This window comes from Actinomadura sp. ATCC 39365 (assembly GCF_054392275.1).
The window spans coordinates 10,141,950-10,156,625 of record NZ_CP184335.1; the positions used below are offsets into that span (position 1 = coordinate 10,141,950).

The 14,676-nt window shown below is 72.5% G+C and carries 15 protein-coding genes; 11 read left to right on the top strand and 4 right to left on the bottom strand.

All coding sequences use genetic code 11. The features are described from left to right. The first annotated feature begins 180 nt into the window (after positions 1-180). The 5 genes from iolC to ACNF49_RS48420 all read left to right on the top strand — a co-directional run bounded on the left by iolC (position 181) and on the right by ACNF49_RS48420 (position 5,755). On the top strand, positions 181-1,119 hold the full coding sequence (iolC, locus tag ACNF49_RS48400) for a 5-dehydro-2-deoxygluconokinase (RefSeq protein ID WP_357984233.1): 939 nt from the start codon (positions 181-183) through the stop codon (positions 1,117-1,119). Further along, on the top strand, positions 1,116-2,021 hold the full coding sequence (locus tag ACNF49_RS48405; RefSeq protein WP_482941928.1) for a Cgl0159 family (beta/alpha)8-fold protein: 906 nt from the start codon (positions 1,116-1,118) through the stop codon (positions 2,019-2,021). The genes iolC and ACNF49_RS48405 overlap by 4 nt, the downstream gene beginning before the upstream one ends. Then, complete coding sequence (iolB, locus tag ACNF49_RS48410) at positions 2,018-2,857, top strand: 5-deoxy-glucuronate isomerase (RefSeq protein ID WP_357984227.1); 840 nt, start codon at positions 2,018-2,020, stop codon at positions 2,855-2,857. Before ACNF49_RS48405 ends, iolB begins: the two co-directional genes overlap by 4 nt. Continuing rightward, a complete protein-coding gene (gene iolD / locus ACNF49_RS48415) occupies positions 2,854-4,689 on the top strand; it encodes a 3D-(3,5/4)-trihydroxycyclohexane-1,2-dione acylhydrolase (decyclizing) (protein ID WP_482941929.1) in 1,836 nt (611 codons plus the stop codon). The genes iolB and iolD overlap by 4 nt, the downstream gene beginning before the upstream one ends. A gap of 61 nt (positions 4,690-4,750) precedes the next feature. Then, positions 4,751-5,755, top strand: coding sequence for an AI-2E family transporter (locus ACNF49_RS48420; protein WP_357984221.1), 1,005 nt, complete (start codon positions 4,751-4,753; stop codon positions 5,753-5,755). On the opposite strand, the gene ACNF49_RS48425 is transcribed toward ACNF49_RS48420, so the two are convergent. After that, entirely contained in the window at positions 5,736-6,329 is a 594-nt protein-coding gene (locus ACNF49_RS48425; protein WP_357984218.1) for a PadR family transcriptional regulator, read from the bottom strand. The two genes, ACNF49_RS48420 and ACNF49_RS48425, sit on opposite strands and share 20 nt — an antisense overlap. Positions 6,330-6,395: 66 nt before the next feature. Here ACNF49_RS48425 and ACNF49_RS48430 point away from each other — a divergent pair, with 66 nt between their 5' ends. Then, complete coding sequence (locus ACNF49_RS48430; protein ID WP_482941930.1) at positions 6,396-7,967, top strand: FAD-dependent monooxygenase; 1,572 nt, start codon at positions 6,396-6,398, stop codon at positions 7,965-7,967. Between the two features lie 3 nt (positions 7,968-7,970). Continuing rightward, complete coding sequence (locus ACNF49_RS48435) at positions 7,971-8,618, top strand: HAD-IA family hydrolase (RefSeq protein ID WP_482941931.1); 648 nt, start codon at positions 7,971-7,973, stop codon at positions 8,616-8,618. A 24-nt stretch (positions 8,619-8,642) separates the two neighbouring features. Here ACNF49_RS48435 and ACNF49_RS48440 read toward each other — a convergent pair whose 3' ends face one another. Then, complete coding sequence (locus ACNF49_RS48440; RefSeq protein WP_357984209.1) at positions 8,643-9,143, bottom strand: DivIVA domain-containing protein; 501 nt, start codon at positions 9,141-9,143, stop codon at positions 8,643-8,645. 137 nt (positions 9,144-9,280) lie between these two features. On the opposite strand from ACNF49_RS48440, the gene ACNF49_RS48445 reads away from it, so the two are divergent. The 3 genes from ACNF49_RS48445 to ACNF49_RS48455 are packed head-to-tail and all read left to right on the top strand — an operon-like array spanning position 9,281 to position 11,487. After that, a complete protein-coding gene (locus ACNF49_RS48445) occupies positions 9,281-10,039 on the top strand; it encodes an ABC transporter ATP-binding protein (protein WP_357984206.1) in 759 nt (252 codons plus the stop codon). Positions 10,040-10,076: 37 nt separating this feature from the next. Continuing rightward, positions 10,077-10,748 carry a hypothetical protein gene (locus tag ACNF49_RS48450; RefSeq protein ID WP_482941932.1) on the top strand — a complete coding sequence of 224 codons (672 nt, stop codon included), beginning with the start codon at positions 10,077-10,079 and terminating at the stop codon, positions 10,746-10,748. A 31-nt stretch (positions 10,749-10,779) separates the two neighbouring features. Next, positions 10,780-11,487 carry an SGNH/GDSL hydrolase family protein gene (locus tag ACNF49_RS48455; RefSeq protein WP_482941933.1) on the top strand — a complete coding sequence of 236 codons (708 nt, stop codon included), beginning with the start codon at positions 10,780-10,782 and terminating at the stop codon, positions 11,485-11,487. Positions 11,488-11,547: 60 nt separating this feature from the next. Here the strand turns inward: ACNF49_RS48455 and rlmN are convergent, their stop codons facing one another. Continuing rightward, entirely contained in the window at positions 11,548-12,648 is a 1,101-nt protein-coding gene (gene rlmN, locus ACNF49_RS48460) for a dual-specificity RNA methyltransferase RlmN (RefSeq protein ID WP_357984197.1), read from the bottom strand. Between the two features lie 173 nt (positions 12,649-12,821). Here rlmN and ACNF49_RS48465 point away from each other — a divergent pair, with 173 nt between their 5' ends. Continuing rightward, positions 12,822-13,844: a suppressor of fused domain protein gene (locus ACNF49_RS48465; protein WP_482941934.1), complete on the top strand. Its 1,023-nt coding sequence runs from the start codon at positions 12,822-12,824 to the stop codon at positions 13,842-13,844. On the opposite strand, the gene ACNF49_RS48470 is transcribed toward ACNF49_RS48465, so the two are convergent. Continuing rightward, the gene (locus ACNF49_RS48470) at positions 13,824-14,663 is read right to left on the bottom strand and encodes a phosphatidate cytidylyltransferase (protein ID WP_357984190.1); all 840 of its coding nucleotides are present in this window, start codon (positions 14,661-14,663) and stop codon (positions 13,824-13,826) included. The genes ACNF49_RS48465 and ACNF49_RS48470 overlap by 21 nt on opposite strands. Positions 14,664-14,676 lie beyond the last annotated feature (13 nt).

Consider the following 14,676-nt stretch of genomic DNA (forward strand, 5'->3'; position numbering starts at 1 on the left):
GTGTGCTGTTCGTGATGGACGCCGTTGGGGACGAACATGAGCGAACCTCCTCACCGCCCGACACTACAGAAGTGAGGTGACGGGGGCCCGTCCTGAAGGATCATCAACAACATAGCGGACATCCTTATGTCATGACAATATGCCATAGTGTCGAGGTAAGGTGCGTCCTCTGGAGGTGCGTTGTACGACCTGATCACGATCGGCCGCTGCGGCGTCGACGTCTATCCGCTGCAGACCGGCGTCGGGCTGGCCGACGTCGAGACCTTCGGCAAGTTCCTCGGCGGCAGCCCGACCAACGTCGCCGTCGCGGCGGCGCGTCACGGCCTGCGCTCGGCGGTGATCACCGCGGTGGGCGCCGACCCCTTCGGCGCGTACGTACGACGGGCCATCCGCGACTTCGGCGTGGACGACGCCTACGTGAGCGTCATCGAGGGCCCGGCCACCCCGGTCACGTTCTGCGAGATCTTCCCGCCCGACCACTTCCCCATCTGGTTCTACCGCGGCGAGCACCCGCCCGACCTGCGCCTCACCCCCGGCGACCTCGACCTCGACGCCATCCGCGCGACCGGCCTGTTCTGGTTCTCCCTCACCGGCCTGAGCAAGGAGCCGAGCCGCGCGGCGCACGCCGCCGCCCTGTCGGCCCGCACCGCCGGCTGGACCGTGTTCGACCTCGACCACCGTCCGGCGCTGTGGGAGTCGCGCGCGGCCGCCCGCGCGGCGGCGCGCGAGGCGCTGCCGCACGCGAACGTGGCCGTCGGCAACCTGGACGAGGTGGAGAACGCCGTGGGCGTGCGCGAGCCGGAGGCGGCGGCGCAGGCTTTGCTCGACGCCGGGGTCGAGGTGGCGATCGTCAAGATGGGCCCGGACGGGGTCCTCGCCCGCACCGCCACCGAGACCGTCGTGGCCGAGCCGGTCGAGGTGAAGGTGGTCAACGGCATCGGGGCCGGGGACGCGTTCGGCGGCGCGGTCTGCCTCGGGCTGCTGCGCGGCTGGCCGCTGGAGCGCACCATCCGCTTCGCGGGCGCCGCCGGCGCGTTCGTGGCCGCCCGCCTGGCCTGCGCCGACGCCATGCCCACCACCGACGAGGTGCACGAGCTGCTGAACGAGGTGCCCACGTGAGCGACCTCACGCTGCCCAGGACCGCCCGCTACGAGTGGCTCACGCGGATCCGCGCGACCCGCCCCGAGGAGATCGCCGAGGCCGCCGCGCGCCGGCAGCGCCGCCGGATGCCGGGGCCGGACGAGCGGCTGCTGATCATCGCGGCCGACCATCCGGCCAGGGGCGCCCTGTCCGTACGCGACCGCCCGCTGGCCATGGGCAGCCGGCACGACCTGCTCGACCGCCTCCAGGCGGCGCTGGCCCGGCCCGGCGTGCACGGCATCCTCGCCTCCCCCGACGTCCTGGAGGACCTGCTGCTGCTGGGCGCGCTGGAGGGCAAGCTGGCCTTCGGCTCGATGAACCGGGGCGGGCTGCAGGGCTCGGTGTTCGAGCTGGACGACCGTTTCACCGGCTTCGACCCCGAAGCCATCGACACGATGCGCCTCGACGGCGGCAAGATGTTGTGCCGCATCGACCCCGGCGACCACGCGACGGCCGCCACCCTGGAGTCGTGCGCCCACGCGGTGACCGGGCTGGCCCGCAGGCGGCTGGTGGCCATGGTGGAGCCGTTCTGGGCGGCGCGCTCGGAGTCCGGCGTGCTGCGCAACGACCTGTCCCCCGACGCCGTGATCCGCTCGATCAGCGTCGCCCGGGCGCTCGGCGCCACCTCGGCCCACACCTGGCTGAAGATCCCCGTGGTGGCCGAGATGGAGCGGGTGATGGCCGCGACCACGCTGCCCACCCTGCTCCTCGGCGGCGACCCGCCCGACATCGGCACGGCCTACGCCGACTGGCACCGCGCGCTGGCCCTGCCCGGCGTGCTCGGCCTGGTCGTCGGCCGCGCCCTGCTCTACCCATCCGACGACGACGTGGCGACGGCGGTGGACGGCGCCGCCGCCCTGGTACGAGAGGCACACGCATGACCTACCTGCCCTATGGCAAGGCCGCCAGCGGCCCCTGGTCGGTGGAGATCACCCCCTCGCTGGCCGGCTGGACCTACTCCGGGCTGCGCGTGGCGGACCTGACCGGCACGCCGCTGTCGTTCGGCACCGGCGCGGAGGAGATGATCGTCCTTCCGCTGTCGGGGTCGTGCACGGTCGAGGTCGGCGGTGAGACGTTCGTGCTGGCCGGGCGCGGGTCGGTGTTCGAGGGGCCGAGCGACTTCGCGTATCTGCCGATCGGCGTCCAGGTCACGTTGAGCGGCGGCGGACGCATCGCGCTGCCGTCGGCCCGCGCGACCCGGTCGCTGCCGCCGCGCCACGTGCCCGCCGCCCGGGTGCCGGTGGAGATCAGGGGCGCGGGGCAGGCCAGCCGGCAGGTGAACAACTTCTGCGCCCCCGGCGTGTTCGACTGCGACAAGCTCATGGCCGTCGAGGTGCTGACCCCGGGCGGCAACTGGTCGTCCTACCCGCCGCACAAGCACGACACCCCCAACCCGGGCGAGGCCGTGCTGGAGGAGGTCTACTACTTCGAGGTCGCCGGCGACGGCCCCGGCTACCAGCGCGTCTACTCCTCCGAGCGGGGGCAGATCGACACGCTGGCCGAGGTCTCCTCCGGCGACGTCGTCCTGGTGCCCTACGGCTACCACGGGCCGTCCATGGCCGCCCCGGGCTACGACCTGTACTACCTCAACGTGCTGGCGGGGCCGGCGGAGGAGCGTTCGATGGCGTTCTGCGACGATCCCCGTCACGCCTGGATCCGCTCGTCCTGGTCGGGCCAGGACATCGACCCGAGACTGCCGTTCGGAGGGCACGCATGACCCGGTTGACCGTCGCGCAGGCCGTCGTGCGCTTCCTGGCCGCCCAGTGGAGCGAGCGGGACGGCGAGGAGCGCCGCTTCTTCGGCGGCTGCTTCGGCATCTTCGGCCACGGCAACGTCGCCGGGCTCGGCCAGGCGCTGGCCACCGCGGGCGACGACCTGCCCTACTACCTGGCCCGCAACGAGCAGGCCATGGTGCACACCGCCGCCGCCTACGCCCGGGCCGCCGACCGGCTGGCCACGCTGGCCTGCACGACGTCGATCGGCCCCGGCGCGACCAACATGATCACCGGCGCGGCCGGCGCGACGATCAACCGCCTGCCCGTGCTCCTGCTGCCCGGCGACGTCTTCTCCACCCGTGCCGCCAACCCGGTGCTCCAGGAGCTGGAGGACCCGCGTTCGTTCGACATCTCGGTCAACGACTGCTTCAAGCCGGTCTCGCGGTACTGGGACCGGCTCAACCGGCCGGAACAGCTCCCGTCCGCGCTGACGGCGGCCATGCGGGTGCTCACGGACCCGGTCGAGACCGGCGCGGTGACGCTGGCGCTGCCGCAGGACGTGCAGGCCGAGGCGTACGACTGGCCCGAGGAGCTGTTCGCCCGCCGGGTGTGGCACGTGCCGCGCCCGCGACCCGAACGCGCCGCGCTGGCCAGGGCGGCCGAGGTGATCAGGTCGGCGGCCCGCCCGCTGATCGTCTCGGGCGGCGGGACGATCTACAGCCGGGCCACCGCCGAGCTGGCCGCCTTCGCCGAGGCGCACGGCATCCCGGTCGCCGAGACCCAGGCCGGCAAGGGATCGTTGCCGCACGGCCATCCGCTGGCGGTGGGCGCGGTGGGCGCGACCGGCACCACCGCCGCCAACACGCTGGCCCGCGAGGCCGACGTGGTCATCGGGATCGGCACCCGCTACAGCGACTTCACCACGGCGTCGAGGTCGCTCTTCGCGGCGGAGGCCAGGTTCGTCAACGTCAACGTCGCCGCCTTCGACGCCGCCAAGCTGTCGGGGCTGCAACTGGTCGCCGACGCCCGCGAATGCCTGGCCGACCTGGTCGCGGCCGTCGCCGGCCGGCGCTCCGACGACGCCTGGACGGCCAGGGCCGCCGCGCTCTCCCGGGAGTGGGACGCGCAGGTGGACCGGGCGTACGCGCTCGACGGCTCCCCGCTGTCGCAGGCGGCGATCATCGGCGCCGTGAACGCGGCGGCGGGCCCGGACGGCGTCGTGGTGTGCGCGGCCGGTTCCATGCCGGGCGACCTGCACAAGCTGTGGCGGCCGAGCGGCCCCGGCGGTTACCACGTCGAGTACGGCAACTCCTGCATGGGCTACGAGATCGCGGGCGGCGTCGGCGTCAAGCTGGCCGTGCCGGAGCGCGAGGTGTTCGTCCTGGTGGGCGACGGGTCGTACCTGATGATGGCGCAGGAGCTGGTCACCGCGGTCGCCGAGGGCGTCAAGCTGGTCGTCGTCCTGGTGGACAACTCGGGCTTCGCCTCCATCGGGCGGCTGTCGGAGAGCGTGGGCGCGCGCCGCCTGGGCACGTCCTACCGCTCCCGTACGGGCGGGCCGCTGCCGGTCGACCTGGCCGCCAACGCCGCCAGCCTGGGCGCGGCCGTGCTGCGTCCGGAGTCATTGGCCGACCTGCGCAAGGCACTGGAGGAGGCCCGCTCGTCCAGCGAGACGACGGTCGTGCACGTGCGCACCGACCCCATGGCCGACGACGTCCCCTCCTCGCAGGCGTGGTGGGACGTGCCCGTGGCCGGGGTGGGCGCGCCGGCCGAGCGGGCGGCGTACGAGGAGGCCAAGCGGTCGCAGCGCGCGCACCTGAGTCCGCCGTCCTGACCAGGGTTGCCCTCGATCACCGCCGGGAAGGCCACTGACCAGGCACGATAGGGGGTTGGGCATGAGGCCGTGGCGGGCGCTCGGGTGGATCGCGATCATCGCGGTCGCCTTCTTCTGCCTCTATCACCTGCGCACGGTCGTCATGTCCGTGATCATCGGCGTCTTCCTCACGGCGCTGCTGCACCCGCCGGCCCGCTGGCTCACCTCCCGCGGGCTCGGGCCGGCGCTGGCCACCACGATCGTCTTCGTCGGCGGCCTGCTGCTGGCCGGCGCGCTGATCGCGCTGCTGGTGCCGCCCACGGTCGACAGCCTGAGCGAGATGCGCACCAGCCTGGGCAAGGCGCTCGGCGACCTGCACGGCCTGGCCGCCCGGTTCGGACTCGACGACCAGCGGCTCCTCGCCCAGGCCAGGGAGTACCTGTCCAAGCAGGGCAGGCAGATCACCAGCGGCGCCATCGCCGGGGTCAGGACGGCCGGCGAGATCGTCGTCGGCGCGGTGCTCGCGGTCATCCTGTCGGTGTACTTCGTGCACGGCGGCGAGCGGCTGTTCGCCTGGATCGTCGATCTGCTGCCCGAGGGGGCCAAGACGCGCTGCCGCGACACCGGCGTGCTGATCTTCGGGGTGATCGGGCGCTACATCCGCGGGGTGGCGATCGTCGGCGTGGTCGACGGCTTCTTCATCGGGCTCGCGCTGTGGATCCTCGGCGTGCCGATCGCGCTGCCGCTGGCCGTGCTGACGTTCGTGGGGGCGTTCCTGCCGGTGGTGGGGGCGTTCATGGCCGGGCTGCTGGCGGCCGTGGTGGCACTCGTGGCCAAGGGGTGGCTGGTGGCGCTGATCGTGGTCGCGGTGACGGTGGCGGTGCAGCAGCTCGAAGGGCACGTGCTGGCGCCGCAGGTCTACGGCAAGGCGCTCGACCTGCCGGGGGCGGTCATCCTGGTCGCGATCACAGTGGGCAGCGTGATCGCGGGCATCACCGGCGCGTTCCTGGCCGCGCCGGTGACCTCGGTGCTCGTAGCGCTGCTGCGGCGGCCGCGCCCGCACCTGATCACTCCCGGGCCGAGCTGACCTGTTCGAGCTGCTCGCGTGACCACTCCAACCGCCCCTCGCGCAGGTCGGCGATGACGGCGCGGAGCCAGCGGGCCTCGGCCGCCGTCACCTCGCGCAGGTATTCGCACTCCAGCATCGTGACCCGCGGCAGGTCCTCCTCGGCCAGGCTCGACTCCAGCTGGGCGAGCGTGCGCTCCACGGCCGCCGCCCGCCGCTCCAGCGCGTCGGACAGCCCGCCGGGGCCGAGCAGCATCGCGTTCGCCAGCGCCGCAGGGAACTGCGGGAACTCCTGTTTGGGACGGCTGAGCATGTCGTCCAGCCAGGTCAGCAGCCGCTCGCGGCCCTCGTCGGTGATCTCGTAGACCGTGCGCTCCGGGTACTGCTGGTCGCGCCCGGTCTCCCTGACCCTGATCAGCCCGGCCTCGTCCAGCCGGTCGATCGTGCGGTAGAGCCCTGCCCGCTGGCCCACGTTGACCACCAGGTCCTTGCCCCACTGCTTGAGCAACCGCTGGATGCCGTACGGGTGCAGGGGTTGGTGGTTCAGCAGGGTCAGCACGGTCAAAGCGAGCGGCGAGCCGCGGTCGAGCGCCATGGGCTCACCCTATCGTTCAGCGAAACTAGTTGACTTGATACTAGTTGCAATGCAACTATCAAGCCCATGACCACAGCAGACCGCCCAGAGGGCGTCATGACCGAGATCCCCGTGCTGATCGTCGGCGGCGGCTACGCCGGGCTCACCTCCGCCCTGTTCCTGTCCCACCACGGGGTGCCCTGCGTGCTCGTCGACCGCCACCCCGGCGTGTCGCTCCTGGGCCGGGCGCGCGGCATCACCCCGCGCACGATGGAGATCTACCGGCCGCTCGGCCTGGAGCAGGCCGTCAAGGAGGCCGGGCGGCCCTTCGACGAGGAAGCGGGCGTGGCCCGCTGCACGACGCTGGCCGGCGAGTGGCAGTGGATCTTCGAGGGCGGCTCCTCCCGGGCGCTGCCCGAGCTGACCGCGGGCGAGTACGGCCTGGCCGACCAGAGCACGGTCGAGCCGATCCTCGCCGAGGCCGCCCGCGCCCGGGGCGCCGACCTGCGCTTCGACACCACGTGCAGGTCGATCGAGCCCGACGCGGACGGCGTCACGGTGGTGACCGAGGACACCCGCACCGGCGAGCGCCGGACCCTGCGCGCCCGCTACCTGATCGCCGCCGACGGCTACCGCGGCACGATCAGGGAGCGGCTGGGCATCGCCCGCGAAGGGCTCGGCGTCCTGCGCGCCTACCAGTCCTTCGTCTTCAGGGCCGACCTGTCCGAGCTGGTCACCAAGCGGGCGCTGTTCTGGATCCTCGGCGCGCCCGGCGGGACGGCCTCGGGCGCGATGGTCTCCCACGCGCTGCCGGACCATTGGGGCATGGCCCTGGCGTACGACCCCGCCGCCGAGTCGCCGGACGACTTCACCGACGAGCGGCTGGTCGCCTCGGCCAAGGAGCTGATCGGCCGCGACCTGCCCGTGGAGATCGTCAGCAGGGCGGCGTGGGAGGAGGCGGTGGGCGTCGCCACGCGCTACCGCGAGGGACGGGTCTTCCTGGTCGGCGACGCGGCGCACGTCTGGCCGCCGGCCGGCGGGCTGGGCGCCAACTCGGCCGTCCAGGACACGCACAACCTGGCCTGGAAGCTGGCCGCCGTGCTCGCCGGCCGGGCCTGCGACGCGCTGCTCGACACCTACGAGGCCGAGCGCCGCCCGGTCGCCCTGGAGCTGGCCGACCTGACCGTACGCAGCCAGGCGGCCAGGTTCGGCCCCAACCCCGAGGACGACCCGCTGGACCACGTCGTGGCGATCCTGGGGCAGCGCTACCGCTCGTCGGCCATGGTCGGCGCGACCCACGAGACGGTGTTCGGCGACTCGGTGGCCCAGGGCGCCCGTCCCGGCACCCGCGCCCCGCACCTCTGGCTCGACCGGGACGGCGTGCGCATCGGCGTCCACGACCTGTTCCACGACACGTTCGTCCTGCTGTGCGGCCCCGGCGGCGCGGACTGGGCGCGGGCCGCCGGGCCCGGCGTGCGGGTGCACCAGGTGGGCGGTGACGTGCTCGACGTCGAGGACGCCTGGGCCGAACGCTACGGCGACGCCACCGCCGTCCTGGTCCGCCCGGACGGCTACGTGGCCTGGCGGTCCGAAGGACCGGCCGTCGAGGGCGAGATCGGCCGGGCGCTCGACCAGGTGCTCGGAAGGGTCATCATGTGACCTATGCGATGGATCACGTTCGACTGTTTCGGCACCCTCGTCGACTGGCGGCACGGCATCGGCACCAGCCTTGAGCTGATCGCCCCCGGCAGGGGGGACGAGCTGCTGGCGGCGTACCTGCGGCACGAGAGCGCGGTCGAGGCCGAGACGCCACGGGCCCGCTACCGGGACGTCATGGCCGAGGCGCTGCGCCGCGCCTGCGCCGACGCCGGAGTCCCGCTGAACGACGACGACGCCTCGCTGCTGGCCGCCACGCTGCCCTACTGGCCGGTGTACGGCGAGGTCGGGGCGGAGCTGTCGGCCCTGCGCGCGGCGGGCCGGCGGCTGGCGCTGCTGACCAACTGCGACCGCGACCTGATCGCCCAGACGCTGCGGCGGCTGCCCGTGCCGTTCGACGCGGTGGTGACCGCCGAGGACGCCGGGGCCTACAAGCCGGACGAGGCGCACTTCGAGCACTTCAGAAGGGCGTACGAGCCGGCCGAGTGGGTGCACGTGGCGCAGAGCCACTTCCACGACATGATCCCGGCCGAGCGGCTGGGCGTGCGCCGGGTGTGGATCAACCGGCACGGCGAGCGGCCCGCCGGGCCCGAGGTCGTCCGGGTGGTCCTGCCCGACCTCCGCGGCCTGCTCGCGGCCGTCGAACGGGCGTAGCGGAGCTCGGGCCGGCTGGTCGGCCTAGCGGGGTTTCTCCAGGATCTCGGCGACGCCTTCGAGGAAGGAGTCGACGTCGGCGATCAGGTAGCCGGCGCGCAGGAGCACGGTCGAGAACCGGGCCTGGCGCACCTCCTCCGCGGTCACCGCGAACTCGGTCGTGCCGCGCAGGGTGGCCACGATGCGGTCGAGGAAGGCGTCGACCTCGTCCTCGTTGTAGCCGGTGCCCATGCGGCCGGGGCGGAAGGCCACGCGTTCGACCCGGGCCGCCTGGGTCTCGAACCACTCCTCGCGCAGCAGCTCCCCGGTGGGCTCGGCCATGGCGAGCCGTACCGGGCGCCTGGCCTGGGTCTCCAGGGCCACGACGAACGCCTCCAGCGCGAAGTCCACCGCGGTCTCGTGGTAGCCGCCGCGCTTGGCGCGGAAGGTCGCGGTGCGGACCTCGTCGGCGGTGACGGGCTCGACCGTGTGCGGGCCCCTGCCCAAAGTCGACTCGATGCGCGCGATCAGGGCGTCGACTTCCACGGGGTCATAGCCTGAACGCATACCCATGACGCGTGGAAAGCGGTTCAAGCCCACTCCTCCTGAGATGTGCCGGGGGTTTCTCCATTGTGAGGCCCTTTATCACGGCCCTGCGCCCTGACATATACCGTTACAGCACCATGCGACTGTTACAGGTCTCTTTTCGCTACCGAAGACGTCAGCCCTTCATCCTCGAAGAGGCCGACGCGCAGCTCGCGCCGGGCGACGCGATCGAGCTGACCGGGGTCAACGGGGCGGGGAAGTCCACGCTGCTGCGGCTCCTCGCGGGGCTCGCGCGGCCGACGCGGGGCCACGTCACCGACCGTCCCGGCGTCGTGGGCTTCGCCCCCGACCGCTTCCCGACGGCCCAGCCGTTCACGGTGACCTCCTACCTGACGCACATGGCGTCCGTACGCGGCGGCGCCCGGTGGCGGCCCTGGGCCGAACGCCTGAACATGGGCCACCTCCTCGGCCTGCCGCTCGGCGAGCTGTCCAAGGGCAGCGCGCACAAGGTCGGCCTGGTCCAGGCCCTGATGGCCGACCCCGGCCTGCTGATCCTGGACGAGCCCTTCGCCGGCCTGGACGCCGACGCCCGCGAGACGCTGCCCGCCATCGTCACCGAGGTCACCGGGCGCGGGGGCATCGTCGTCGCCAGCGACCACCAGGGCGGCCTGCGCGGCCTTCCCGGGCTGCGCTCGTGGTCGATCGTGGACGGCCGCCTCAAGGAGGCCGCCCCCGCGGCCCCTGTGCCCCCTGCTCCGCAACGCCCGCTGACCACCGTGTCGGTCACCCTGCCCGCCGACGAGCTCCCGCTCTTCCTGGCCAGGATGCGCGACCAGGGCTACCGGATCTCCGACCTCGACCACACCCATCCCGACCCGCCCGAGGAGTCCGGTTGATCGCCCTGGCCGTCGTCCGCCTGACCGAGGAGCGCCGGTGATCGCTCTGGCCGTCTTCCGGCTGGCCGCCTACGTGCGGTCGCACCGCGTCCACCAGGCGCTCCTGCTCACCCTCGCCATGCTCGCGATCGTCTACGGCAGCCGCGCGCCCAGGGGCACGGAGGCCGCCGTGCTGGCCGACGGCGCCGTGCTGATCATCCCCATCCTGGCCTGGGCCACGCGGAGCCTGCTGGACACCGAGCCCGACCGGCAGCGCGAGCTGTCGGCGGTCACCGCGGGCGGGCGCGGCAAGGAGGTGGCCGCGGGGCTGGTGGCGAGCCTGGTCGCCGGCGCCGTGCTGGCCGGCGTCGGCCTCGCGTGGGCCGTCCTGCTCGGCCTGAGCGAGCGCCCCGGCCGGGACGTGCTCGGCGCGGCCCTCGTCCTGCACGCCCTGGCGGTGCTCGCCGGGACGGCGCTCGGCGCGCTCACCAGCCGGGCCGTGCTGCGCTCCCCCGCGGTCTCGATCATGTCGCTGGTGCTCGGCTACCTGGTGATGCTGCTGCTCAGCGCGTCCCCCGCGTACTGGCTGACGGTTCCGCTGGTGGTCTGGATGCGTACGGCGGGCGCCGACGAGCTGCTGGACCAGCTGCCCCAACTGTCCGCGATCTCCCTGGCGTGGTGCCTGGCGGGACTCGCCCTGTATGCCTGGAGGCGCCGTAGGGTAGGTTAGTAAGCGTTCACTCACTCCTGAGGAGGCAACGGTGAAGGTGATCTGCCTGGGTGACAGCATCACCCGCGGACAAGTGAGCGTCGACTATGTGGCCATGCTGCGCGACCGGCTGCCCGGCGAGACTGTGATCAACGCGGGTGTCAACTACGAGCCGTCGTCCGAGCTGCTCAAGCGTCTCGACGACGTCGCACTGCAGGATCCGGACGTGGTCACCGTGCTCATCGGCACCAATGACGCCAACGCCACTTTGAGCGAGAAGCGGGCCAGGGCCCTGCGCAAGCGCTGGAAGCTCACGCAGACTCCCACAGCCGCCGCGTACGCCGCCAACCTGACGGCCATCGCCGCCCGCCTGCAGAACGAGACCATGGCCCGCGTGGCGCTGCTGTCCCCGCCGGTCATCGGCGAGGACCTGGACTCGGTCCCGGTGCGCCGCACCCAGGAGTTCGCCGAGATCGTCAGGACGGTCGCCGCCGAGCAGGGCGTGACCTATCTGCCGCTCAACGAGCGCATGACCGCCGACCTGGAAGGCACCTCGCCCCGCACCCACTACCGTCCGGAGAGCAACCAGGCGCAGACCGCCGCCATGCAGCACTTCCTGCTCGGCCGCAGCCTGGACGCCATCTCCAGCAGCCGCGGCCTGCGGCTCACCACCGACACCGTGCACCTCAACAGCCGGGGCGCCGCCATGATCGCCGACCTGGTCGAGACCTTCGCCGCCCGCTCGACCGCCACGAGGTAGGCGAGCGGCGACCGCCGCCTTGCTAGGGGCGATCGCCGCCTTGCTAGGGGCGGTCGCCGGTTACTCGGCCGCGGCGAGCTGGCCGCAGGCGCCGTCGATCTCGCGGCCCCGGGTGTCGCGCACGGTCACCGGCACCCCGTGGAACTCCAGCCGGCGCACGAACGCCCGCTCGTCCTCCGGCCGGGAGGCCGTCCACTTGGAGCCGGGCGTGGGGTTGAGCGGGATCAGGTTGACGTGCACGAGCTTGTTCCTGACCAGCTTGCCGAGCAGGTCGGCCCGCCACTCCTGGTCGTTGACGTCCTTGATCAGGGCGTACTCGATGGAGATGCGGCGCTTGGTCTTCGCCGCGTACGACCAGGCCGCGTCGAGGACCTCGGCCACCTTCCAGCGCGTGTTGATCGGGACGAGCGTGTCGCGCAGCTCGTCGTCGGGCGCGTGCAGGGACAGCGCGAGCGTGACCGGCAGCCCCTCCTCGGCGAGCTTGCCGATGGCGGGCACCAGCCCCACGGTCGAGACCGTGACCCCGCGCGCGGAGATGCCGAGACCGTGCGGCGCGGGGTCGACGATGCGGCGCACGGCGCCGATCACCTGCTTGTAGTTGGCCAGCGGCTCGCCCATGCCCATGAAGACGATGTTGCTCACCCGGCCCGGACCGCCCGGCACCTCGCCCGCCGCCAGCGCGCGGGCGCCGGAGACCACCTGCTCGACGATCTCGGCGGTGGACATGTTCCGGGTCAGGCCCGCCTGGCCGGTGGCGCAGAACGGGCAGTTCATGCCACAACCGGCCTGCGACGACACGCACATCGTGACCCGCTCGGGATAGCGCATGAGCACCGACTCGACCAGCGCGCCGTCGAACAGCCGCCACAGGGTCTTGCGGGTCGTGCCGCCGTCGGTGGTCAGCTCCTTGACCGGCGTGAGCAGCGTCGGCAGCAGCGCCGACAGCTTGTCGCGGGCCGCAGCGGACAGATCGGTCATCTCGGCGACGTCGGCGGTGTGGCGCTCGAAGTAGTGGCGCGAGAGCTGGTCGGCGCGGAACGCCTTCTCCCCCAGCTCGGTGACCGCGGCCCGGCGCTCGGCCATGGACAGGTCCGCCAGGTGCCGCGCGGGCTTGGCCCGTCGGGGTGCGACGAAGGTGAGCTGGCCTGGCTGCTGGGACACGTTCCTGCCTTTGCTTGGGGGGACTTCCGGGATTCTGCTTGGGCTTTCGGGATTCTGGTCGGGCTTCCGGGATTTCTCACCGGCCAGGTTAGTGAACGCCGGCCGCGGAGGAGGCATTCCTGATCACGGTACGGCTCGCGTCAGGGTCACCGCCCGATCTACAGTCATCTCGTATGGCGATTTTCCGGTCGGCATCTGGCGAGGGTGGGAACGAGGTCGTCCTCGCCGCCGGTAACCCCTACGGCAGCCGCACGCTCGTGGTCGAGCGGGACGAGGACTCCTCGGTAGCTTACCTGTGCTCGCCCGAGGGCGCCGTCCACGGAGCGGTCTGGCTGGCCAACCACCGGCCGGCCCCGTCCGTGGTCGACCTGGCCCGGATCAACTCCGGTCTGCCCCCGCTGATGCCCAGGGGCAACACGACGCACCCCGAGGGGCGCAGGCCGCTCGGCCAGCTGTCCGCCCTGTGGTTCGAGGAGGGCGACGGCGTCGCGCTCTACGAGGACGACGACCTGCTCGCGGTCATCCCCGGCTGGGCCGACATGAGCAGGGGCATGCCCGGCTACGCCCGTGACGCCGTGGGCGAGTCGCCGTTCGCGTGGGCGCTGTCAGAGGCGCTGGAGGGGCTGCGGCCGCGCATCTCCAACGCCACGTCCTACTGGCGCTGGCGGCACGGCGAGGGGTCGTGGCCGTCGTTCCAGCAGTTCGTCATGGGCCATCTCGACCGGGTGCTCGGCCCGGCCGGCCGCTACTGGGACGCCAGCGGCGAGCGCCTGCCGACCGTCGGCATCACCGAACGCCCCCCGTACGAGGGCCGCGAGCCGACCGTGCTGTCCACGGTGGGGATGAGCTGCCAGCGCATGCCGACCGTCGAGCAGTGGATCGACCGCCCCGACGCCTACGCCCGGATCGAGCTGGCCGTGGCCACCCACGACGACCCCCGGGACGCGGCGCTGCTGCTGGTGTGGCTGGCCCAGTATCCATGGCACTCGGTGACCTGGCTCGGCCACGGGCACACGGCCAAGTGGTACCACGAGCCCTCGACGTTCCCGCTGGGGTCGCAGTACTCGGGGGTCCTCATGCGGGCCGACCCGCCCGACATGCCGGACATGTCGGGGTTCGCGTTCGGCGGGGAGGCCGTTCGATGGTTGTGGCTCACGCCCGTCACGACGGAGGCGTTAGAGGAACAGCGTCAGTAGCAGCCAGACCGGCACCAGCGTGGTCACCAGCGAGTCGAGGCGGTCCATCAGGCCGCCGTGCCCCGGCAGGATCGTGCCGAGGTCCTTGATGCCGAGGTCCCGCTTGATCATCGACTCGATGAGGTCGCCCACGGTCGCCAGCAGCGCCGCCAGCGCCCCGATCAGCGCGCCCAGCCAGAGCGGGCCGTCCAGCAGCCAGGTCACCAGCCAGCCGCCGACCAGCGTGCAGGCGATCACCGACCCGGCGAAACCCTCCCAGGTCTTCTTCGGGCTGATGACCGTCATCTTGTGCCTGCCGAACAGCACACCCGCGACGTATCCGCCGATGTCGCTGGCCACGGTCACCGCGATGAAGATCAGCACCCGGTCGCGGCCGTCGGGCGGCGCCAGCAGCAACGCCGCGAACGCCGCCAGCATCGCCGGGTAGAACAACGTGAACACCGACGCCGTGCCGTCGCGCACGTAGCCGTCGGTGCCGTCGCTGAACATCCGCCAGACCAGCAGCACGAACGCGAACACCGCGAACGCCCCAAGCAGCCAGAACGGCCCGCCCCAGTACGCCCCGGCCTGCATCGCCACCAGCCCCGCGAGCACGGGGACGGCCGGCACCTTGATCCCGCGCGTGGCGAACGCCTTGGTCAGCTCCAGCACGCCCACGCCGACGCACACCACGATCACCAGGAGGAAGAGCTCCTTGATCGTGTAGAGGGTACCGAGGACCAGCGCACCCAGCCCCACACCCACCGCGATCGCGGCCGGCAGGTTCCTTCCGGTACGGCTGCCGCCGTCCGGGCCGGTGCCGGCCGTACGTTCTTCCACAGACACTCTCCAT

Excerpts from the sequence above, each read along its gene's own strand:
- iolB (WP_357984227.1), top strand. The coding sequence starts at position 2,018 with ATGACCTACCTGCCCTATGGCAAGGCCGCCAGCGGCCCCTGGTCGGTG.
- iolD (WP_482941929.1), top strand. The coding sequence starts at position 2,854 with ATGACCCGGTTGACCGTCGCGCAGGCCGTCGTGCGCTTCCTGGCCGCC.
- ACNF49_RS48420 (WP_357984221.1), top strand. The coding sequence starts at position 4,751 with ATGAGGCCGTGGCGGGCGCTCGGGTGGATCGCGATCATCGCGGTCGCC.
- ACNF49_RS48425 (WP_357984218.1), bottom strand. The coding sequence starts at position 6,329 with ATGGCGCTCGACCGCGGCTCGCCGCTCGCTTTGACCGTGCTGACCCTG.
- ACNF49_RS48430 (WP_482941930.1), top strand. The coding sequence starts at position 6,396 with ATGACCACAGCAGACCGCCCAGAGGGCGTCATGACCGAGATCCCCGTG.
- ACNF49_RS48435 (WP_482941931.1), top strand. The coding sequence starts at position 7,971 with ATGCGATGGATCACGTTCGACTGTTTCGGCACCCTCGTCGACTGGCGG.
- ACNF49_RS48445 (WP_357984206.1), top strand. The coding sequence starts at position 9,281 with ATGCGACTGTTACAGGTCTCTTTTCGCTACCGAAGACGTCAGCCCTTC.
- ACNF49_RS48465 (WP_482941934.1), top strand. The coding sequence starts at position 12,822 with ATGGCGATTTTCCGGTCGGCATCTGGCGAGGGTGGGAACGAGGTCGTC.